22 protein-coding genes and 1 riboswitch are annotated in these 20,759 nt (G+C 35.8%); of the genes, 10 read left to right on the forward strand and 12 right to left on the reverse strand.

Annotated features, from left to right (window positions below):
* Window positions 1-47 precede the first annotated feature (47 nt).
* Window positions 48-350, reverse strand: a complete 303-nt coding sequence (locus ABFU83_RS06560; protein ID WP_347069740.1) for a hypothetical protein — start codon at window positions 348-350, stop codon at window positions 48-50.
* 170 nt (window positions 351-520) lie between these two features.
* Here ABFU83_RS06560 and ABFU83_RS06565 point away from each other — a divergent pair, with 170 nt between their 5' ends.
* Entirely contained in the window at window positions 521-904 is a 384-nt protein-coding gene (locus ABFU83_RS06565) for a DUF6232 family protein (protein WP_347069741.1), read from the forward strand.
* 65 nt (window positions 905-969) lie between these two features.
* Here the strand turns inward: ABFU83_RS06565 and ABFU83_RS06570 are convergent, their stop codons facing one another.
* The 3 genes from ABFU83_RS06570 to ABFU83_RS06580 form a co-directional block, all read right to left on the reverse strand.
* On the reverse strand, window positions 970-1,983 hold the full coding sequence (locus ABFU83_RS06570) for an acyltransferase (RefSeq protein WP_347069742.1): 1,014 nt from the start codon (window positions 1,981-1,983) through the stop codon (window positions 970-972).
* Between the two features lie 191 nt (window positions 1,984-2,174).
* Window positions 2,175-2,783, reverse strand: coding sequence for a hypothetical protein (locus tag ABFU83_RS06575; protein ID WP_347069743.1), 609 nt, complete (start codon window positions 2,781-2,783; stop codon window positions 2,175-2,177).
* A 99-nt stretch (window positions 2,784-2,882) separates the two neighbouring features.
* Complete coding sequence (locus ABFU83_RS06580; protein ID WP_347069744.1) at window positions 2,883-3,098, reverse strand: SymE family type I addiction module toxin; 216 nt, start codon at window positions 3,096-3,098, stop codon at window positions 2,883-2,885.
* A gap of 157 nt (window positions 3,099-3,255) precedes the next feature.
* On the opposite strand from ABFU83_RS06580, the gene ABFU83_RS06585 reads away from it, so the two are divergent.
* The 3 genes from ABFU83_RS06585 to ABFU83_RS06595 all read left to right on the forward strand — a co-directional run bounded on the left by ABFU83_RS06585 (window position 3,256) and on the right by ABFU83_RS06595 (window position 6,384).
* Window positions 3,256-3,705, forward strand: coding sequence for a helix-turn-helix transcriptional regulator (locus ABFU83_RS06585; RefSeq protein ID WP_347069746.1), 450 nt, complete (start codon window positions 3,256-3,258; stop codon window positions 3,703-3,705).
* 36 nt (window positions 3,706-3,741) lie between these two features.
* The gene (locus ABFU83_RS06590) at window positions 3,742-5,787 is read left to right on the forward strand and encodes an ATP-binding protein (RefSeq protein ID WP_347069747.1); all 2,046 of its coding nucleotides are present in this window, start codon (window positions 3,742-3,744) and stop codon (window positions 5,785-5,787) included.
* 213 nt (window positions 5,788-6,000) lie between these two features.
* The gene (locus ABFU83_RS06595) at window positions 6,001-6,384 is read left to right on the forward strand and encodes a DUF6232 family protein (protein WP_347069748.1); all 384 of its coding nucleotides are present in this window, start codon (window positions 6,001-6,003) and stop codon (window positions 6,382-6,384) included.
* Window positions 6,385-6,504: 120 nt separating this feature from the next.
* On the opposite strand, the gene ABFU83_RS06600 is transcribed toward ABFU83_RS06595, so the two are convergent.
* The 3 genes from ABFU83_RS06600 to ABFU83_RS06610 all read right to left on the reverse strand — a co-directional run bounded on the left by ABFU83_RS06600 (window position 6,505) and on the right by ABFU83_RS06610 (window position 8,662).
* Window positions 6,505-6,819: a hypothetical protein gene (locus ABFU83_RS06600; RefSeq protein ID WP_347069749.1), complete on the reverse strand. Its 315-nt coding sequence runs from the start codon at window positions 6,817-6,819 to the stop codon at window positions 6,505-6,507.
* Between the two features lie 20 nt (window positions 6,820-6,839).
* Entirely contained in the window at window positions 6,840-7,289 is a 450-nt protein-coding gene (locus tag ABFU83_RS06605) for a type II toxin-antitoxin system antitoxin SocA domain-containing protein (protein WP_347069750.1), read from the reverse strand.
* Between the two features lie 197 nt (window positions 7,290-7,486).
* Window positions 7,487-8,662, reverse strand: coding sequence for a proline dehydrogenase family protein (locus ABFU83_RS06610; RefSeq protein ID WP_347069751.1), 1,176 nt, complete (start codon window positions 8,660-8,662; stop codon window positions 7,487-7,489).
* Between the two features lie 96 nt (window positions 8,663-8,758).
* Between ABFU83_RS06610 and aroB the strand changes: the two genes are divergently transcribed.
* The 4 genes from aroB (at window position 8,759) to ABFU83_RS06630 (ending at window position 13,102) form a co-directional block, all read left to right on the forward strand.
* A complete protein-coding gene (aroB, locus tag ABFU83_RS06615) occupies window positions 8,759-9,826 on the forward strand; it encodes a 3-dehydroquinate synthase (protein WP_347070201.1) in 1,068 nt (355 codons plus the stop codon).
* A 306-nt stretch (window positions 9,827-10,132) separates the two neighbouring features.
* Window positions 10,133-11,539 (forward strand): arginine decarboxylase, encoded by a 1,407-nt coding sequence (locus tag ABFU83_RS06620; RefSeq protein WP_347069752.1) that lies wholly within the window; start codon window positions 10,133-10,135, stop codon window positions 11,537-11,539.
* Window positions 11,540-11,595: 56 nt separating this feature from the next.
* Complete coding sequence (locus ABFU83_RS06625) at window positions 11,596-12,567, forward strand: deoxyhypusine synthase family protein (protein WP_136401406.1); 972 nt, start codon at window positions 11,596-11,598, stop codon at window positions 12,565-12,567.
* Between the two features lie 97 nt (window positions 12,568-12,664).
* Window positions 12,665-13,102, forward strand: coding sequence for a DNA primase (locus ABFU83_RS06630; protein WP_136401405.1), 438 nt, complete (start codon window positions 12,665-12,667; stop codon window positions 13,100-13,102).
* A 241-nt stretch (window positions 13,103-13,343) separates the two neighbouring features.
* On the opposite strand, the gene ABFU83_RS06635 is transcribed toward ABFU83_RS06630, so the two are convergent.
* The 4 genes from ABFU83_RS06635 to ABFU83_RS06650 form a co-directional block, all read right to left on the reverse strand.
* Complete coding sequence (locus ABFU83_RS06635) at window positions 13,344-15,371, reverse strand: hypothetical protein (RefSeq protein ID WP_347069754.1); 2,028 nt, start codon at window positions 15,369-15,371, stop codon at window positions 13,344-13,346.
* Between the two features lie 58 nt (window positions 15,372-15,429).
* Window positions 15,430-16,176 (reverse strand): 3-oxoacyl-[acyl-carrier-protein] reductase, encoded by a 747-nt coding sequence (gene fabG / locus ABFU83_RS06640; protein WP_347069756.1) that lies wholly within the window; start codon window positions 16,174-16,176, stop codon window positions 15,430-15,432.
* A gap of 74 nt (window positions 16,177-16,250) precedes the next feature.
* The gene (locus tag ABFU83_RS06645) at window positions 16,251-17,570 is read right to left on the reverse strand and encodes a Na+/H+ antiporter NhaC family protein (protein WP_347070202.1); all 1,320 of its coding nucleotides are present in this window, start codon (window positions 17,568-17,570) and stop codon (window positions 16,251-16,253) included.
* Window positions 17,571-17,639: 69 nt separating this feature from the next.
* Window positions 17,640-17,736: riboswitch (SAM-I-IV-variant riboswitch) on the reverse strand.
* A 125-nt stretch (window positions 17,737-17,861) separates the two neighbouring features.
* Window positions 17,862-18,383, reverse strand: coding sequence for a hypothetical protein (locus ABFU83_RS06650; RefSeq protein WP_347069757.1), 522 nt, complete (start codon window positions 18,381-18,383; stop codon window positions 17,862-17,864).
* Between the two features lie 193 nt (window positions 18,384-18,576).
* On the opposite strand from ABFU83_RS06650, the gene ABFU83_RS06655 reads away from it, so the two are divergent.
* Both ABFU83_RS06655 and ABFU83_RS06660 read left to right on the forward strand, forming a co-directional pair.
* Entirely contained in the window at window positions 18,577-19,113 is a 537-nt protein-coding gene (locus ABFU83_RS06655) for a Crp/Fnr family transcriptional regulator (protein ID WP_347069758.1), read from the forward strand.
* Between the two features lie 56 nt (window positions 19,114-19,169).
* Entirely contained in the window at window positions 19,170-19,724 is a 555-nt protein-coding gene (locus ABFU83_RS06660) for a DinB family protein (protein ID WP_347069760.1), read from the forward strand.
* Between the two features lie 106 nt (window positions 19,725-19,830).
* Here ABFU83_RS06660 and sucD read toward each other — a convergent pair whose 3' ends face one another.
* A complete protein-coding gene (sucD, locus tag ABFU83_RS06665) occupies window positions 19,831-20,703 on the reverse strand; it encodes a succinate--CoA ligase subunit alpha (protein WP_347069762.1) in 873 nt (290 codons plus the stop codon).
* Window positions 20,704-20,759: the final 56 nt, after the last annotated feature.

Here is a 20,759-nt window from a genome sequence, read left to right on the forward strand (position 1 = left end):
TGTTAGTAGGAAGGCAATTAATTAGTCTATTGCGTTTTGCTTTGCCTTTATTTTTTATCGGTGCGGGAAACGCTCTTAATCTGATTCGTTCCATTTTCAACTCCAACCTTTACAGGTAGCTGATTGCGGTAACTATTCGAAAGTTCGTTTAAAAGTTGCGTAAAATTTTCTTCTTTTTCAGACAAATAAAAAACCTGCGCGCTAATTCCAAGGGCAACCCTGATAGCGGCGTGTTCGGAATCTTTATCAATATCCATCACTACAATCGGATCATACCAAACAATTCCCGGACTGGTTTTGGAACAGGATAAATTGAGTAGTATTAAAAGTATAAAAATAGAAGTTCTCATGGCGATAAATTTAATAGATCTCACTCAAAAATAATGCCCTTTTATATTTTTTTTCTCAACATAAGGAAAAAATAAATAACATGATTTTTATAAATAGTTTGGTTTATGAGTTTCCATAATGAAACTAAAACAAATTTCTCTTCTTTTACCATAATAAAATTAGAAACACTATGAAAGAAAAAGTAAAAGAGCGTTTTTTTTATCGGGATCTTACTGTATCCGTAACGCAATCAAGATATATTACTGGTGACAAAACTTATGCGCTAAGTAATATTTCATCGGTTACAATTAATAGAATAAAAGAAAGCCGCTTTAACCCTCGAGTCGTAATAATAACAGGTTTGATTGCTCTTTTTATACCAAATGATTTTCAAATAATGATAGGAGGAATTTTACTTATCGTGGGAATCATGTGGCATATCAATATTAGAGATTCATTTACTGTTCGTATCAGCACTAATTCCGGCGAAACAGATAGCATTATTTCGAGCGACGAAGACTATATCAAAAAAATCGTTTCTGCTTTAAACGAGGCAATTATTTACAGAGGATAATTGTTGATGGCTAAGCCTTTCAAAAAAGATAAAGCCACGTCATCTGTCTCTTTGTATGACAATCATTATACAAAGTTTTTATATTGCAAAGCTGGTTTTTCGATATATTGCCATGACAAAAAAGCGGCTATATAAGTAATTGGCAAGCTTATTAAGGTGAGTAGTATTGGCGAAAAACTATAATAATACATCAGTGTTTGTTGTACTAAAAACCCATAAATATAGACACCATAGGATATATCGCCAATTCGATGCGGTATATAATTTAGTTTTTTCGAATACGAAATACACACCAACAGCATTAGTAATGGTAGTACGATATACGATGTCGTTTTATAAAAATTAAAAAATAAAGAGCCAATAAGTATTATTAAAAGTCCGAGTTTTATATAGGGTTTATTGATTTTTTTTAAGTTGACATAACTTAGAATAGAACCGCCCATAAAAAATGCGCCTAAACGATAAAACTGATCCGAATTCAAATATATTTTTGTAGATAGTTCAGTAAATAACAGCGGGTTGTAATGGTTGGCAAAAACACAAAAAGACCAAATGGCTATTAGTAGTATCAATGCAATTCTCATTTTTCGAAATGGAAATAAAAGCAGCATAATAATATACATCGTAAACTCGTAGCTTAACGACCATAGACTACCGTTTATCGCTCTGGGATACGGATTGCTTTCAAAAATTCCTTTTACGTGATATTGTGCCCGATATAGCGTAATGTTTCTTCGAAAATAGGTAAAGTAATCTTTTTGAACAAAAAGATCTTCCCCTTCATATACCACAATTAATAGTAACATGGTGATTATTAACATTACAAACAGTGCTGGAAAAAGTCGTAAATACCGCTTCCACATATAGCTGATCATCGTTTTACTATTTCGTAAGCTAATCATAATCAGGTAGCCGCTTAAAATAAAAAATCCTTCTACCGAAAAAGCGCCCATATTTAGCTGCTTATCGGTCATTTGTTCAAAAATTTCCGTATATCCGGCTAATGGATATGAATGTGAAAAAATAACCAGTGAAGCGAGTATCAGTCTTATAAAATCAAAATTATTTTCTCTTTCCAATTGATCGAATTTAAAATTACTTAGATGTTATTATAAATCACACCCAATCAAATAATCACAAAACAACACAATATTAAAAAATTAAATTCTCAAAAAAATAACAACAATCTTAAATAATAATGATTAATTCTCAAATTGAGATTATTAATTGCGAAATACAACCATTTTATCACAGACGAAATACTTTAAAGCTAATTAAGCTGTTCTATAGCGCCTTCTTTTAAAAAAGCATTGGCTTCAAAAAATATTTTATCGATTTCTCTGTTAAATGATTTGTACTCCAGATCCTGTGAATACTCCGGGTTATTAAGGGCTATAAAACGAACCACACCACCATCGACATCTTTATAAAAATCGAAAACCTTGAATTTCTCAAACGTATATTGAAATAACAGCTGATTATCAACTTGTTTTGGAGAGCTATTGCCATATTTCGTTTTTATATCTGCTGTAGTCAAGCCTTTATAATAAAATCCAAGTATATTGGAAAAAGTCGGTTGAAACGTATACATAAACAGCATTTGCTCTGTTGGCTTTTGCGTCATCCGATACCGTAGCAGTCGCTTCATTTCCGGGTTTTTAAAAAAGATATATTCCGGTTCAATCTTATTGAAAACATAGTCGGCATAGGTATAAAAATCAAGTTTCTGTCGGCCTTTATCAAAAGACAATACAAACTTATTGTATTGATAGGGTTTGTCGGTTTCTACTTTTTGTTGTCCACCTAAGTAATAATAATTGGCACATCCTGTAAACAGGAATAAAAATGCCAGCGGTACCATTTTTATTAATTTTTTCATTCTTATAATTAAGCAGGTTATAAACCGTAAAACTACCGAATTAAATCGGTAGGTAATTATTTTTATTTCCCAAAATAGAGAAATAAAAAATGCTGCCGTTTATTTTTTTCTATAGGGTTTTACTTTCGTTATAATCATCCGTCCGGATTCGTACACTACTTGGACATGCCCTCCTATTTTGAAGCCAATTTGCTCCAACCAACGCCCACTAAGTCGGATAAGTGGTAAATTAACATGTTCGTTATAACGACGTGGGTAACATTGCGGATAAATTTTTAAAATCCGTATATTCCGATTGGTAGTTGTCTTTTTCATGGCTTTTATATTTACTATCGAACTACAAAGCACCGAAAAGACCACTAGGTAATCTACTCGCAATCCGGGTAAAAAACGAGACACAAACCGTATCGAACAGCTATATAGATTATCTTGTCATTTTACAGTAATTATTAACCTACTAAATATATACGCCATGAATACCACTACACCCGCAAAAGTACATCAGGGACGCAATGTAAAACGCTTCCGCGAAGTACAAGGAATAAAACAGGAAGCGCTCGCCTATGAAATTGGTGAAGACTGGAACCAACAAAAAATTTCATTGCTGGAGCAAAAAGAAATTATCGATAAAGACCTATTAGAAAAACTCGCCACGGCTTTAAAAGTGCCCGTCGAAGCGATCGAAAATTTTGACGAAGATATGACCATGAATATTATTTCGAATACTTTTAATAGTAGCGATACTTCTACAATTAATACATCAGGAACTGGAGGTACTGCAAGAGATTATAGTCATTGCCATTTTAACCCGATAGACAAGCTCATCGAATCGTATGAAGAAAATAAAAAGTTATACGAGCGGCTGCTCGAAACCGAAAAAGAAAAAGTGGCTTTGCTTGAAAAGTTGCTCGAAAATAAATAACTTTATACGACATAATTTTTAGCTAAAACAAATAGGATGAATACTGTAACTGAAAAAATCACTACGAATACAAGAGTTATAAAAAGTCTTTTAGTTAAGTATTCCGACACCTTCAAAGCTTTTAAAGAACTGATCAACAATTCGATACAGGCAAACGCAAAAAATATTAAGATTACTATTGCCTATGATGATTCCGCGACGGTTAGATCCGGCATCTCAAAAATTACGATTGAAGATGATGGTCACGGTGTTCCTTATTCGGAATTTAAAAAACGAATTCTACAAATCGCTACCGATGTAAAAGAAAAAGGCCAGGGAATCGGACGATTTGGTTCTTTTCAGATCGGTGAATTGATGAAAATTGAAACGGTAGCTTTCGATCCGGCAAACAAACAGTTTAGTAAAACCTCTTTTGGAATCGATACAATCGATCTGAAAGATATTGAATTGGAAAAAACAGATGTTAAAGTCGATTATCAATATTTTGATACAAAAAAAGCTTCCTCCTATTATAAAGTTGAAATAGAAAATTTACATCATAATAGTCCCAATAACACTCCTAAAAAAGATTTACTGGTAGAAGCTTTTAAGGAAGAAAAATTTCCGCAAGCTATTTTTGAGCATTATCCTTATGAAGTTTTTAATGAAGTCGTATATTTTTATGTCAACGGTAAGAAACTAAATAAAAAAGATTTCGTTATCGGAAAACCACATCGGCAAAAAGTTGATTATACGAATAGAAAAGGTGAAAAATACGGCTTAAACTTTTATTTTTATAATGTTAATACCTCACTAAATAAGGTTAAGATTTTCCTTCAAACGGAAAATGCCGGAATAAAATCGGTTGCACATGAATTTACTTTTTCATCTGATTGGTACACTACAGATTTAGGAACCTGGTTTATTTATATCGATTCGAATTTATTTGATAACGACTTATTCCGGAATTTGGATTTAGACTTGTTGGGCGAAGAAGAAATCAAAAATCTAAAAAATCAGATAAAAGATACCATCAATACATTCTTCAAGACTCGTAACAAACGGTTTGAAAAATTTATAACCGCTTTAGAAAAGGATAAATATTATCCGTATAAAGAAAAAAAACCAACAACCGATTCGCATGAAATTGTTTTTAAAAAGATAGCCTATTTAATTGAGGATAAACACAATCTTCTTGAAAATGATGATTCAATCAGAACTTTTTTATTTCCACTATTAGATAAAGCAATTGGCGATGGTAACATCGAATATATTTTTAGCAAAATTCTAGATTTATCGGACGAGAATCTTACTAAATTTCATGGTTTGCTGCAAAAAACCGATTTAGAGAATGTAATCCATTTTGCAAGCCAGGTTTCGGATAAAATGGAGTTTCTAAATTTTCTTCATGAACTTATTTATGGAACTATTGCAAAGCATCTAAAGGAAAGGAGTCAGTTACATAAGATTATTGAAAATGAATTATGGTTGTTTGGCGAAAATTACAACGGAACACCTCATTTATGGTCGGACAAAAAAATAGGGAATATTTTAGATACACTCACTACTAAGTATTTACATTATGAACCAACTCTAAAGGATGAAAATATCATAGAAGGAACTGAAGGGCTTAATAATATTACCGATTTATTTTTTATGAATGAGAAAATAAACGATAATGGAGAAAGAGAGATTATGGTTGTTGAATTAAAATCTCCAAAATGTGCTATCGGGAAAAAAGAACTCGCTCAAATCGACACCTATGCTTTCACTATCGAAGAATATCCTTCATTACCAGCTGAAAAAGTAAAATATAAACTCTATTTGATTTCTTCACGACTAAGTAAATTTGCTAAATCGCAAGTCAAATCCAGAAGAGAAAGTTACCCAAACCATCCTTTTTTATTTGACAGAAAAACCGAAAAAAACATTGAAGTTTATGTTATGGAATGGTCCGAAATAATTGAACTCAACAAAAGAAAGCTGAATTATTTATCCAACCAATTAGAAATAAAAGATAAATCTGTAAAAGATAAATTCGAACAGGAATATGCCACTTTAATCGATCCGAAAATCAATACACAGTTACGACTCATAAAATAACCTGGTTCAAATCAAAGAATTGAAGCCACTCTTAGAGTGGCTTTTTTGTTTTGCTTTTCACACCTGACAGGTTTTGGAAACCTGTAAAGTGTACTTTACGTCATATAAATAAAACGCAAAAAATCTCATTTAAAGAATAAAAATAATTACACGACAATTAAAAATCGTAAATTGAAACTTTTTTTTATAGATTTACCATTATTGTTATAATTGATGGACAAAAAAGATACTTCCGAAAAGGTTTTTTACAAAGACTCAAATGTGTTTGTAACCCAATCCAGATATGTTACTGGCAATAAAACTTACACAATGCGAAACATTTCATCTGTTACAATCAGTAAGATAACAGAAAGTAGATTTGGTCCCAAGTTAATAACCATTATTGGTATATTAATTATTTTTATATCAACAAATTTACAGGCACTCGGTGGATTACTGATAATACTTGGAATCATATGGTATATTTTGATAAAAGATAGCTTTACTGTTCGTATCAGTACAAATTCTGGAGAAATAAATAGCCTAAGATCAAAAGACAAATTATATATCGAAAAGATTATCAAAGCAATAAATAATGCCATCATATATAGAGGTTAATCCTATAAATCATTTTTGAAGCAAATTAGATCAATAACTGCATTCAATAATATAATTATGATATTTCATTATATGATCACACCTGACAGGTTTTGAAAACCTGTCAGGTGTATATATCTTTCACTCCTTACTTTTTTCCTTCTTCCCACCAGGAAACAAGTCACAAAGTATAATCACCATCATTCCTAAAACCTGAATGGTGGTGGTTGCTAATAAAGTGATCAATACAGAATCACTGAGTTTATAGGTTGCTGTATTGCCTGTAAGTAGTAACATAACCGCCAAAAGCCAAAATGTGATTAGTATTGTAAAAACTTTGGCTAGGATATTTCGTAAGTCGGTCGTTTCGTCATACCGCCTCTTTACAGCGTTAAATAAGGTATTGTTTTCATTTTCGGCTCGGGTAGTATCCAATTCAAGGGGAAACCGGGTCATACTAAAATTATAGATACCCATTATTCGAGCAGCTTCTTATAATACTCTTTAATTAAAGGATCCGGAATTATTAGATTTTCTCCTTTCGGATAGGTTTCAGACCAGGGTGTTCCGTCTTTATGGGTAAGGGCACTCAAATAAATTCCATCTTTTTGCCCGTATATTTCCCAAACTTTATCCAAAAAGCGAGCATCTTCATCGGTGATTACTTCAGTTGTATGGCAATTGACAGGCTCTTTGACAAAACTTTTACCGTGCTGTTTTAAGTTATAATATAAAGAAGGAAAAACAGGACCATGACGCCATGCCTGTGGTTTTTCGTTGACTAATGGTGCTTTACTTTCAAAGGTTTCCAAATACCATCCATAAGAAACATAAACCAGTTTTATCAATTTTAAAGGTGTCAATTCTCCGGTAGTGGCATATTTTTTAATAAAGTAGTTGGCAATGGTTGTGGCACTATAACTCATGGCGGTTGTATTTAAAGGTTTTATGGCTAATAAAATTATAGTACCTAATTTACGTCTTTTCCAAAGTTTTTACAATTCATTTCCCATATCTACTCACTTTTGTCCTTGCTTGACGTTGCTATACCTGACAGGTATTGGAAACCTGTCAGGTGTGGTGGAAATACAACAAAAAAGCCTCCAATTGGAGGCTTTCTATCTTAATTATCTTCTATTTTTCGACGTTTTCTTTCGTTTTTCAGTAAGGTTAACTCCCGACTGGTTTGTCCCGCAACCGAAGTATTTTCTTCCGCACGACGAATCAGGTACGGCATCACATCACGAACCGGACCGAACGGTAAATATTTCGATACGTTAAAATCGTTTGCTGCCAGATTATAACTGATATTGTCGCTCATTCCGTATAGCTGACCAAAGAATACACGGGAATCGTGTTTCGGAATATGGTGTTCTTCCATTAGCTGCATTAAACGGTACGAACTGTTTTCGTTATGCGTACCGGCAAAAATCGCCATCATGTCAATGTTTTCGATCATATATTGGATCGCATTGTCATAATTGATATCCGTGGCCTCTTTCGATTCACAAATAGGTGATTTATATCCTTTTTCCTCGGCACGTTTGTTTTCTTTCTCCATATAAGCACCGCGTACAATCTTCATTCCAATATGAAATCCTTCTGCTTTCGCTTCCGCATGTAGTTTTTTCAGGTAATCCAGACGATCCCAACGGTACATTTGTAACGTATTATAGATAATCGCTTTTTCTTTGTTGTATTTACGCATCATATCGGCAACCAACGAATCGGCAGCATCCTGCATCCAACTTTCCTCACCGTCAATCAATAAGGCCACATCTTTTTCGTAGGCCGTACGACAAACTTTTTCAAAACGCGCTACTACTCTATCCCATTCGGATTGCTCTTCCGGTGTTAACTGTTTTTTCTCCCCTAATTTTTCATACAGGAAAAAACGTCCCAATCCGGTTGGTTTAAATACCGCAAACGGAATTGCTTCACGTTCTTTGGCAAATTCAATGGTTTTTAAGGTCATTTCCAATGCCGCATTAAACTGCGCTTCGTCCTCTTTTCCTTCAACGGAATAATCCAAAACGGAAGTCACGCCTTTGGTAAACATTTTGTCCACTACTTTCAGACAGTCATCTTCACTTACACCACCACAAAAATGATCAAATACCGTAGCCCGGATTAATCCTTCTACCGGTAAATGGGCCTTTAGGGCAAAATTAGTCACCGCGGTTCCTATTTTCACCAAAGGTTCATTGTCAATCATTTTAAAAAGAAAATAAGCTCGGTCAAGCTCCGTATCGCTTTTTAGTGCAAAAGCAACCTGTGTGTTGTTAAATATTTTTTCCATTGTCGTTTGAAAATCTATGTGCAAATATAGCCACAGTTTAAGAATATATCATAAAAAATGACGATTTTTGCCATTGAATTATCAACTTTTCAAGCGATGCAAACAATCCAGTCCAACGGTTATTCCATCTATTTTAACGAAAACTGCTATACATTTTTAAGTGAAACACTCTATAAGGGTGCCTATTCGAAAATTTTTATCGTAGTCGACAGTGAAACAGCAAATTACTGTATGCCGGATTTTTTAGCCAATCTTGCTACCGAAATCCCGATTGAGATTATCGAATTCGAAGCCGGAGAGGTCTATAAAAACATCGAAACCTGTACACAGATCTGGCAGGCGCTAACCGAATTGGGTGCCGATCGAAAGAGTATCATTATTAATGTAGGCGGTGGCGTGGTGACCGATTTGGGCGGATTTGTAGCTTGTACCTATAAAAGAGGAATCGATTTTATTAATGTACCCACTACCCTTTTGGCGATGGTCGATGCTTCGGTAGGTGGTAAAAATGGTGTGGATCTCGGCAATCTTAAAAATCAGGTGGGTGTGATTCAGAATCCGATTGCGGTTTTAATCGATACGCATTATCTGGAAACCTTACCGCAAAGTCAGATGCGTTCCGGATTAGCCGAAATGCTGAAACACGGATTGATTCAGGATCGTGCCTATTGGACCAAATTCGGGAATCTTTCCAGTCTGAATACTGACGATTTAAACGAATTAATTCATCAATCGGTGCGCATTAAAAATAATGTGGTAACGCAGGATCCGACAGAAAAAGGATTGCGTAAAGCGTTAAACTTTGGACATACGCTGGGACATGCCATTGAAAGTTATTTTCTTGAAAATGAAAACAAGGAAACACTCCTTCACGGTGAAGCTATCGCTATCGGAATGATCCTGGAAAGCTATTTATCACTCGAAAAAGAGTTGTTGACCGAAAATGAATATCAGGAAATAAAAAGTGTCATTGCCGATATTTATCCGGCGGTTCCTTTTACCGAAAAGGACATCGAAAATTGTATCGATTTGCTGATTCACGACAAGAAAAATGAATTCGGAAAAGTGAAGTTTGCCCTTTTAAACGGAATCGGTGCCGTAAAAATCGACGAAGAGATCGAAAATGACCTGATTTATAAGGCTTTTGACGATTATAAAAACTAAGATTTTTTTAATAAAAATTGTTTTTAAAAACGAGCTATTATTTTTTACATTTGTCGCGATGAAAAATAGTCAGAATCCTCATATCCCCAACAGCGGAAACACCCGGAAAAACAGATCCTTGTCCAAAATGCAACGGATTATTTTTTCTATTAAAAGTGTCCGCAATTTTGACATTTTCCTTTTTACCAATCCGCTGCATGAAAAATTGCAGATTATGTACGCTAATATTAGAGTTTGAAAAGTGCGTTATACTAAAGAATCTTTTTTAAAGAATTTATTATTATAACCTAAAAAGCACTTATTAAAATGAATACAAAATATTACGACCTGATCAACCAGACTTTCTATTTTCCTCAGGAGGAATTTACATTAAATAAAGACAACCTTCAGTTTCACAATATCGATTTGATGAAATTGGTTGAACAATACGGTACGCCGTTAAAGTTTACGTATTTGCCACAAATTTCCAATAATATCAACAAGGCCAAAGGATGGTTCCGTAAGGCTATGGAAAAACACAAATACGAAGGAAAATATTACTACTGCTATTGTACCAAAAGTTCACACTTCGAATTTGTGATGAACGAGGCATTTAAAAACAATATTCATATCGAAACGTCTTCGGCTTTCGACGTGAATATCGTGGAAAACCTAATGGCACAAGGTAAAATCAACAAAAACACCTATGTTGTTTGTAACGGTTTTAAACGTGAACAATATATTGATAATATTGCAAAACTGATCAACAACGGTCATTCAAAAACGATTCCGGTAATCGACAATTATGAAGAATTGGATTTATTACAGGAAAAAATCGAAGGTAAGTTTAAAATCGGTATTCGTATTGCGGCTGAGGAAGAACCGAAATTCGAGTTCTATACCTCTCGTTTGGGAATCGGCTATAAAAACATCGTTCCGTTTTACAGAAAGCAAATTCAGGAAAACAAGAATGTGGAACTAAAAATGCTACACTTCTTTATCAATACCGGTATTCGCGATACGGCCTACTACTGGAATGAGCTTTTAAAATGTATGAAAGTATATATCGCCTTGAAAAAAGAATGTCCTTCTTTAGACAGTCTTAATATTGGTGGTGGTTTCCCGATTAAAAATTCTTTGGCTTTCGAATACGATTATGAATATATGATCAGCGAAATCCTAAACCAAATCAAAATTGCGTGTGACGATGCCGATGTTCCGGTACCGCATATCTTTACCGAGTTTGGTTCGTTTACCGTTGGAGAATCCGGAGGTGCGATTTACCAGGTGTTGTATCAGAAACAACAAAATGACCGTGAAAAATGGAACATGATCGATTCGTCTTTCATTACTACTTTACCGGATACCTGGGCGATTAACAAACGTTTTGTTATGATGGCCGTAAACCGTTGGAACGATACGTACGAACGGGTATTATTAGGTGGATTAACGTGTGATAGCGACGATTATTACAATTCCGAGCAGCATATGAACGCAGTTTACCTTCCGAAATACAACAAGGAAAAACCGTTGTATATCGGTTTCTTTAACACCGGAGCGTATCAGGAAACGATCGGTGGTTTCGGAGGTCTACACCACTGTCTGATTCCACAACCGAAACATATCCTTATTGACCGCGACGAAAATGGTATTGTAGCTACTGAAGTATTTTCGGAACAACAAACTGCCGACGAGGTGCTGAAGATTTTAGGTTACGAGAAAAAAGAAAAATAAATTCAGTATGTTTGACTTTTCTACAAAAGCAGACATTAACTTTAAATAATTAAGAAATGAGTAAAGGACCAATCAGTCAGTTTATTGAAAAGTATTATTTACATTTCAACTCTGCGACGGTAGTTGATGCGGCCAAAGCCTACGAAGCACAATTACAGAACGGTGCAAAAATGATGGTGACATTAGCCGGAGCTATGAGTACAGCAGAATTAGGAAAGATTTTTGCTGAAATGATCCGTCAAGATAAAGTACAAATTATCTCCTGTACAGGAGCTAACCTAGAAGAGGATATCATGAACCTTGTGGCTCACTCGCACTACGAGCGTGTTCCAAACTACCGTGATTTAACACCTCAGGAGGAGTGGGATTTATTGGAAAGAGGTTTGAACCGTGTTACCGATACTTGTATTCCGGAGCACGAAGCATTCCGTCGTCTACAAAAACATATCCACAAAATCTGGAAAGATGCAGAAGATGCCGGAGAGCGTTATTTCCCGCATGAATTCATGTATAAAATGTTACTTTCAGGATGTCTGGAAGAATATTACGAAATCGACTTAAAAGACAGTTGGATGTATGCTGCGGCAGAAAAAAACCTACCTATTGTTGTTCCGGGATGGGAAGACAGTACCATGGGTAATATCTTTGCTTCCTACGTAATTAAAGGCGAATTAAAAGCAACAACCATGAAATCGGGTATCGAATACATGACGTTCCTTGCCGACTGGTATACTAAAAACAGCGACAAAGGCGTTGGTTTCTTCCAAATTGGTGGTGGTATTGCCGGTGATTTCCCTATTTGTGTGGTTCCGATGTTGTATCAGGATATGGAAATGCACGATGTACCTTTCTGGAGTTACTTCTGTCAGATCTCTGATTCAACCACAAGTTACGGTTCGTATTCCGGAGCGGTTCCAAATGAAAAAATCACTTGGGGTAAACTGGATATCAATACACCGAAATTTGTAATCGAATCGGATGCAACTATTGTGGCACCGCTTATTTTTGCTTATCTATTGGATATGTAATTTTTAATGTTTGCCCTAAAAAAAACAGGATTTTTTATTTGAAAATACGTTTTAGGATATTACATTTGAAACAACAACAAGCATTAAAAAACAACGAATGAAAAGAGTAATTGTAGATTACGCTAAATTAACAAATGAGATCTTAACTCTCTTAGTTGAGAAATTTCCCGACGGATACGATGATTCTGATGTTATCCGTTTTAAGAATGCTAAGAATGAAACAGTTGAAGCAGTTGAAGTACGAACTGAAGATACGATCTACTTAGTAAAAGTAAGTACTAAGCTTGCTGATAGAATTGAAAATTTCGACGATGATGAAGATGATATCGCAGCAGAAGATACATTAGACATCAAAGGACTTGACATCGAAGATGGCGAGGATGACGACGCTAAAAAGTCGAAACCATCCAAACCTAAAAAATCTCAGGATGACGGAGATGAGGATGATGAAGATGATGAGGACTACGATGACGAGGACGATGATGAAGATCGCGATTATGACGAGGACGACGAAGAAGACGATGACGAAGAGTAAGCCTTTCGGATTACAAACAAAAACCCATATAAAAAATCCTGATTTATATAAATCAGGATTTTTTTATTTCTACACCAAATCGAGATTCTACAAATCCGGGTATCTCCTCCTTCCCTATGCCGCTTTAATTAAAAAGCATAGCTAGTACTATCTTTTCGATTTACGTAAGATTAGGTTTAAATAGAAAATAGAATAAAGGAATTGATGCTACCAAAAAACGTATCAAAGGCAAAACGGATACTTACAACAAACCGTTGTATTTTCGAACAAACCATTCTACCGCAAGGCTTACGATTAAAATGATCAATAAACCTTTCCAGTCGATTAAAGGCGATTGTGTGATCACGGCTTTTTGTACCGGAACGTAATTTGGATTTTCGGATAAGGCTTTGATTAGCGCCTCTACTTGATTTGGATAATAGATTTTACCATTTGTATTCGCCGACAATTGGGTTAATCGCGCTACATCCGGATTTACGAATTGTTTTTCAATTTCAAAATCCAGTACTTCAAAGTTACCGCTATAGGATGTTTTCGACTGATTTTCTTTTACAACAAACCCATACTGCCCCGCTTCAAGTCCGTCGAGGTTTACTTTGTATTCACCACTACCTTTTAGAAAATCATAGTTTTTAATGGCATTGGTCTTTTTATTTTTTAACTGAACCGTAAGGCGGGCATTTTCGTCGAATTCGTAGTTCTTATTAAAATACTGTGCTGTAATTTCGATAGTTTCGCCCGAATTATAAAAGCTTTCATGTTGTACTACCAACGATTTTTTTAAGGCATTTGAAGCCAGAAACTGTATTGTTTTATCGATAAAAATATCGAATTGCTCGAACGATTTGGTTTTTAGATGACTCTCGACACGCCATTTCCAAATGTTTTCACCAAAAAGATAGGCATTCCGTTTCGCGCCGTTTTCGGTAAAAACCAATAGCGGATTTCCGGATACAATGTTGCGGATTCGGGATTGCAATAAAACATTCGCATTACCGGTAAGGGTTATCGTACCAAATGGATTTTGCAACGGTGGCATTTGTTCAAAACCAATATTATCCAAAGCAAAGGCATTAAATTGCGAATTAAAATCGGCTGAGAAATCTTCTTTCTGACTACCCATTCTAAATTGAATTGCCGACTGCGATTGGTTTAACAGATTAAAATCCGTTTGCAATCCGGTGATCGTCCAGGTGTTTAATTGCAGGTTTTTATTTAACTCCAACAGTTTTTTAAAATCGGAATTTGGCTGATACAACACCAGAACATTATAATCGTTTAACGAATTGATTTCGTTTGGATTAACGATCGTTACTTTACGTTGTTGATTCGATTCGATGGCACGTTTTAAAGCTCCTAAATCGGGATGATTTAAAGACGAAACCAACGCAATTTCCGATCGTTGATCGATAACTTCTACCGCAAAGTTCTTAGCATTATTATATTTGTTTTTTTCGTTTTCGGTTGACGTAATGACTGCTTTATACGTCTGTACGCCTACTTTATCTGCATTAAGCAAAACCGAAACGACCTGTGCTTTTTTAGACGGGCCAAAAGTCACATTTTGTTTGTAAACCGTTCCATTACCCTGTTGAATACTAAAAACGGCATTGACATTTTTAGTACCGCTATATTGTAGAAAGACTTCAACCGGGAATTTATTTTTTAGAAATGCATATTTATTGACATTCAGCTGGTTGATTTTCAAATCCAGGAATGTGGTCGTATCACCTAATACTAACGGAAAAACGGTTGTATTTTGTTGAAAACTGTACACATAATCATTTCCAATCGTCTGATTTCCATCGGTAAGCAATACTACCGGATAATTCTGATTGCGGTAAAATTGCTTTAAATTTTGAGCTACCAGATCGATATGCGTTTGTTTCCCTTTAAAATCAAGTTGCTTTCCGGCTGAAAAACCGGCATCGAAGGTATACAATTGTACGTCGTATTTCTCTTTTAAAGCACTGTTCTCTGCTATTTTTTCGGATAGTGATTTGGCCAGATCCTCCTGCTTCAACTCGCGAATCGATTGGGAATTATCGACAATTACCGGCAAAGGTGTTTTTACATCCTGATAGGTTTTCCGGGAAATAACCGGATTAATCAGCAATATAAAAATGGACAATAACGTAAAAAAACGTAAAAAAGCCAGAAACAGGTGTATTTTCGACCTGTTCCCGGCTTTGTATAAGTATTGGTAAAACGCTAAACCAAAAGCAATAATAATAGCTACTATCAGCAATACAATTGTAGATGTTGTCATTATATATTCGCTATTAAACTTTTAATTTTTAAGGTTTTACATTATTTTAACTAAATGATTATGTCAACATACCTCCATCAACATTCAACACCTGACCAGTTACGTACGCACTCATGTCAGACGATAAGAAAACGCATGCATTGGCTACATCTTCCGGCGTTCCGCCTCTTTTCAATGGAATGTTTTCTCTCCATCCTTTTACAACGTCTTCGTTTAATTTAGCCGTCATTTCCGTTTCGATGAATCCCGGTGCAATTACGTTACAACGGATATTACGGGAACCTAACTCCAAGGCTACCGATTTTGAGAAACCGATTACACCTGCTTTAGAAGCCGCGTAGTTGGTTTGTCCAGCATTTCCTTTTACTCCAACCACCGAACTCATATTGATAATAGAACCCGCACGGTTTTTTAGCATAATTCGTTGTACCGCTTTCGTCATGTTGAAAACCGATTTAAGGTTTACATCGATTACGCTGTCGAAATCCTCTTCCGAAATACGCATTAAAAGGTTGTCTTTTGTAATTCCCGCGTTATTGATCAGAATATCTACATTTCCGAATTCTGCAATTACATCATCTACTAATTTCTGAGCTTCATTAAAATCAGCTGCATTCGACTGGTATCCTTTTGCTTTTACACCTAAAGCCATTAATTCGTTTTCTAAAGCTTTTGCTGCTTCGGCAGAAGCACTATAGGTAAAAGCTACATTAGCACCTTGTTTGGCAAATACTTCGGCAATTCCTCTTCCGATTCCTCTACTCGCTCCTGTGATGATTGCGGTTTTTCCTTCCAGTAATTTCATATTACGATTAAGTTTGTTTATTTGAAATAAGTAACAAATATAACAATTCGGTTTTTAATCTGTCTGTAATACCGCTAAACTTTAAAGAATTTATTGGTTAATCGGTCCCAATAACGGCTATAGATCGCTATAAGTGTAAACAAAAACAGAAAGACTATATACCAGGTATTCCCGATCAGGTCGAAAAAACCGAGTTTACCACCGGCGAAATTCAACAATAACAATACCTGAGCGCCATACGGCAGAATCCCTTGTACGATGCAGGAAAAGATATCGAGTATGGTTGCTGTTTTACGCGGACTCAAATGGTATTCGTCGTTGATTTCTTTAGCGATACTTCCTGTGATCACTATCGATACCGTATTATTCGCAATGGCCAGATTTACAAAACTCACCAGTGCACCGATTCCCAATTGCGCCGATCGCTTGTTTTTAACCCTCGATTTGACCGTCTTTAGTACGTAATTGATCCCACCTGCCTGTTCAACCAAGGCTGCCAATCCTCCGGTCAACATCGATAATAAGAAAATATCAGTCATACTGGTAAATCCTTCGTATACAATTTTTGTAAAATCCAATACAGCGAAATCATTTCCTACTAATCCAATAATTCCTGCCATCACAATACCGGTTAGCAGCGTTACAAAAACATTTAATCCCATTATCGCCAAAATAACAACTAATACATACGGTAACAGGTTAATCCATTCGTACGTTCCTTTTTCGATAACCACTGTTGCCACTTCGCTGTTAAAACCGAAAAACAACAAAAGTAAAATGGTGATCAACGCAGCTGGCAACGCGATAAACAGATTGACTTTGAATTTATCTTTCATTTCACAACCTAACGATTGGGTTGCGGCGATGGTCGTATCGGAAATGATCGACAGGTTATCCCCTAACATCGCACCACCTAATAACGATCCGCTAATTAATGGTAAAGAAGCACCACTTTTATCGGCCAGACTTACCGCAATAGGCCCTAATGCCACTATCGCACCGACCGAAGTTCCGGTTGCCGTAGACAAAAAGGACGCAATCAGGAAAATTCCCAACGGAAAATATTCCGAATTAATATGATTGATTCCCAGATTCACAACCGAATCGACACCGCCCATAGCCTTGGTCACACTGCCAAAAGCCCCGGCCAACAGATAAATAAGACACATGGTCATGATTTTACTGTCGCCACATCCTTTGATCAGAGTATCGACTTTATCCGTAATGGATGGTTTAAATAAAAGAAAGGCTGTAATGATTCCGGTTAGCACCGCTACCGGCGACGGAAAGGCATAAAAATCGTCCAGCAGTATGCCGGCTCCTAAAAAAGTAAAAATAAATACGAATAACGGCAATAACGCTAACGCGCCGCTTTTTGTTTTGTTTTTTTTCATCATCGATTGCTTAGAAATTAAATAAGCTCACGAGACAAGCAAAACTGGATCAGAAAAGTGTGTGTGAAAAATAACAACATTTTTTCCAACAGAATTGGCTTATCGTTTTAGCACCTTGCTTGTTGTTGCAGGTTGCTATCTCTTTATGAGATTCGTGATAACTGATGCAAATATAAAAGCTTTTTTGCTTAATTATCACATAAAACGCTTTTTTATTAAAAATGAACCATGTAAGGACAATTATTCAACATTTGACAGCACCTTAATTCTTTTTATACCTGTCTTACACTATTATTGTTTTTTTTCCGCATCAATCGATAGCGAACAAAAACCAAAATACTGGCAAATTTGTAGTGCAATATTTGGAACCGTGAGTTGCTCAAGGGTTTCTTTTATTATTTTCAGAAGTTTTTCAATTTCCGTACGCGTGCCTCCAAAAAAATCTTCGATTCCTTTGATAAATTCAGAAGCCAAAATCAAAGCTGGTATATCTGCAATATCGATGAACCCGGTGTAGGACAATAAGGTATAAAGCAGTATCATTACTGCTACTTTACAAATCAGGCATTTATTAAATAGAGGTCGGAATTTTCGAACATTCTCGTTAAAAACTGCAACGAAATCATCATTAAACCGAACTCTTTTTAAAATCTTTATGTTACAATTATTCATCAAAGAGACGTACGGATTTTCAAAAAAAGAATCCCTGTTTTCAGTGTGATCTAAACTGATTTCCAGTTTTTTCATTTCCTCTCGCAGGTTTTCGATTTCGTCGTTCGAAAAAGGCTGAAATGCGTATTGTTGTCCTTCCATATTGTTATTTTTAGTTCTGTTATCTTTATTCGCAATATAAATATAGACAATTTGTACTATTTTAATTTTGTTATCAAAAATAATAACCTGATTTACAACACTATAATCACTTTAAAAATAAAACCTCTTACCCTTTCTATTTTAATATCTTTGATAACATTCTATTTATGATGATCACACAATTGTTCCCTATATGAATGCTATCGAAACTTTATATACTTTATTATTAGAAAACAAGCTTTGGGAAACCGAAACGATTTTTAAACGAAATGCTTACCTGATAACCGAAGGCTGCCTGGATTCGACTGTTTTCTTTATTGTTGAAGGTAGTGTTCGGGTATTTACCGTTGATACGGAAGAAGAAAATACCATTCGGTTTGGTTATAAAAATTCGTTTGTTACGGCGATTGACTGTTTTTTTACCGACAAACCTACTCAGTTTTATATTCAGGCGCTCAAAAAATGTACGGTTCAAACCATTTCTAAAAAAAGGCTGCTCGCATTTATAGAAAGCGATCTAACGCATTTAAAATTATGGAATACAATACTCGGTCAGCTGATACTCCAACAAATGGAACGGGAAAGAGATCTGCTAATGGCTTCGCCTGTCGATCGGTATAAAAGTGTTTTAAAACGAAGTCCGCAGGTTTTTCAGGAAATTCCGGATAAATATATCGCTTCCTATCTTCGTATGACAGCCGAAACTTTATCGCGCATTAAAAAGTCTTGATTTGCATCAATTTTTATTCGCCCGTCTTGTTCGAATTTTGTACAAATATTTGAACGATGGAAACAAAACAACTACTGGAGGAATTAACCACAATAACCCGGAACAATATTGAAATTGGAAATTCTTTTAAAGCTAATAATCCGAAAACACTCAACTGGCGGCAATCGGAAAAAAGCTGGAGTATTCTGGAATGTCTTGAACATCTGAATCGTTATGGCGATTTTTATCTGCCGGAGCTAAATCGTTGTATTGCAAAAGCCCGTTATAAAAAGCCGCAATTGTTTTATAAAACCGGAGTTTTAGGCGGTTATTTTGCCCGAATGATGAAAGCAGCAAGTCAGACAAAAATTAATTCCTTAAAAAGTTATAATCCAATCGGTAGTCAACTGGATCAAGGTGTTCTGGATGTTTTTATTACGCAACAGGAAACGTTGTTACTTATTCTTGATCAGGCACAGCAAGTTGATCTGATCAAAAACAAAACCGCTATTAGCCTGAGCAGGCTTATTCGTTTGCAACTGGGCGATACCCTATCGTTTCTGATTTACCATAACGAACGTCATATCAAACAGGCTTCGAATGTTTTAAAACAGTATTCAACAAATATTTAATTATTCAATATATAACACCTTACAGGTTTTAGAAACCTGTAAGGTGTGACAATAAAAAAAGGCTATCTACACATAGACAGCCCTTTATTTTTATAGCGATCGGGAATTAACCCAATACTTCTTTTACTTTTTTACCGATTTCAGCCGGAGAATCTACCACGTGGATTCCATTTTCTCTCATGATACGTTTTTTAGCTTCAGCAGTATCATCACTTCCTCCAACAATCGCACCAGCATGCCCCATTGTTCTTCCTTTCGGAGCGGTTTCACCAGCGATAAATCCGATTACCGGTTTACGGTTTCCGTCGGCTTTGATCCAATGTGCCGCATCTGCTTCCAGTTGTCCACCGATCTCACCGATCATAATGATACATTCTGTTTCCGGATCGTTCATTAATAATTCAACCGCTTCTTTAGTAGTAGTTCCGATGATCGGGTCACCACCAATTCCGATAGCTGTAGTAATTCCTAAACCTTGTTTTACAACCTGATCAGCTGCTTCGTATGTTAACGTTCCTGATTTAGAAACGATACCTACAGTTCCTTTTTTGAAAACGAAACCTGGCATGATACCAACTTTAGCTTCACCCGGAGTGATTACACCCGGACAGTTAGGTCCAACTAAACGACAGTCTCTGTGTTTAATATAATCATAAGCTTTAATCATATCGGCTACCGGAATACCTTCTGTAATCGTGATGATCACTTTGATACCCGCATCCGCAGCTTCCATAATTGCATCAGCAGCAAAAGCTGGCGGAACGAAAATGATAGTCGTATCGGCACCCGCCTGATCAACAGCGTCTTTTACCGTGTTGAAAACCGGACGGTCCAAGTGGGTTGTTCCTCCTTTACCCGGAGTAACTCCACCTACAACGTTACTACCATATTCAATCATTTGCGTAGCATGGAAAGTTCCTTCGCTACCTGTAAATCCTTGAACAATTATTTTAGAATCTTTATTTACTAAAACACTCATGATATTTTTTTTATATTATTTTTAAAAACTGTGTTGCAAAAATAGGGTTTTGAACG

Source organism: Flavobacterium sp. WV_118_3, assembly GCF_039778605.1.
Taxonomy (GTDB): domain Bacteria; phylum Bacteroidota; class Bacteroidia; order Flavobacteriales; family Flavobacteriaceae; genus Flavobacterium.

Excerpts from the sequence above, each read along its gene's own strand:
- ABFU83_RS06595 (WP_347069748.1), top strand. The coding sequence starts at position 6,001 with ATGGACAAAAAAGATACTTCCGAAAAGGTTTTTTACAAAGACTCAAAT.
- ABFU83_RS06560 (WP_347069740.1), bottom strand. The coding sequence starts at position 350 with ATGAGAACTTCTATTTTTATACTTTTAATACTACTCAATTTATCCTGT.
- ABFU83_RS06625 (WP_136401406.1), top strand. The coding sequence starts at position 11,596 with ATGAGTAAAGGACCAATCAGTCAGTTTATTGAAAAGTATTATTTACAT.
- ABFU83_RS06580 (WP_347069744.1), bottom strand. The coding sequence starts at position 3,098 with ATGAAAAAGACAACTACCAATCGGAATATACGGATTTTAAAAATTTAT.
- ABFU83_RS06650 (WP_347069757.1), bottom strand. The coding sequence starts at position 18,383 with ATGGAAGGACAACAATACGCATTTCAGCCTTTTTCGAACGACGAAATC.
- ABFU83_RS06605 (WP_347069750.1), bottom strand. The coding sequence starts at position 7,289 with ATGAGTTATAGTGCCACAACCATTGCCAACTACTTTATTAAAAAATAT.
- ABFU83_RS06635 (WP_347069754.1), bottom strand. The coding sequence starts at position 15,371 with ATGACAACATCTACAATTGTATTGCTGATAGTAGCTATTATTATTGCT.
- ABFU83_RS06620 (WP_347069752.1), top strand. The coding sequence starts at position 10,133 with ATGAATACAAAATATTACGACCTGATCAACCAGACTTTCTATTTTCCT.
- ABFU83_RS06600 (WP_347069749.1), bottom strand. The coding sequence starts at position 6,819 with ATGACCCGGTTTCCCCTTGAATTGGATACTACCCGAGCCGAAAATGAA.
- ABFU83_RS06585 (WP_347069746.1), top strand. The coding sequence starts at position 3,256 with ATGAATACCACTACACCCGCAAAAGTACATCAGGGACGCAATGTAAAA.
- ABFU83_RS06565 (WP_347069741.1), top strand. The coding sequence starts at position 521 with ATGAAAGAAAAAGTAAAAGAGCGTTTTTTTTATCGGGATCTTACTGTA.
- ABFU83_RS06575 (WP_347069743.1), bottom strand. The coding sequence starts at position 2,783 with ATGAAAAAATTAATAAAAATGGTACCGCTGGCATTTTTATTCCTGTTT.
- ABFU83_RS06660 (WP_347069760.1), top strand. The coding sequence starts at position 19,170 with ATGGAAACAAAACAACTACTGGAGGAATTAACCACAATAACCCGGAAC.
- fabG (WP_347069756.1), bottom strand. The coding sequence starts at position 16,176 with ATGAAATTACTGGAAGGAAAAACCGCAATCATCACAGGAGCGAGTAGA.
- aroB (WP_347070201.1), top strand. The coding sequence starts at position 8,759 with ATGCAAACAATCCAGTCCAACGGTTATTCCATCTATTTTAACGAAAAC.
- ABFU83_RS06645 (WP_347070202.1), bottom strand. The coding sequence starts at position 17,570 with ATGAAAAAAAACAAAACAAAAAGCGGCGCGTTAGCGTTATTGCCGTTA.
- ABFU83_RS06590 (WP_347069747.1), top strand. The coding sequence starts at position 3,742 with ATGAATACTGTAACTGAAAAAATCACTACGAATACAAGAGTTATAAAA.
- ABFU83_RS06655 (WP_347069758.1), top strand. The coding sequence starts at position 18,577 with ATGAATGCTATCGAAACTTTATATACTTTATTATTAGAAAACAAGCTT.
- ABFU83_RS06630 (WP_136401405.1), top strand. The coding sequence starts at position 12,665 with ATGAAAAGAGTAATTGTAGATTACGCTAAATTAACAAATGAGATCTTA.
- ABFU83_RS06610 (WP_347069751.1), bottom strand. The coding sequence starts at position 8,662 with ATGGAAAAAATATTTAACAACACACAGGTTGCTTTTGCACTAAAAAGC.
- sucD (WP_347069762.1), bottom strand. The coding sequence starts at position 20,703 with ATGAGTGTTTTAGTAAATAAAGATTCTAAAATAATTGTTCAAGGATTT.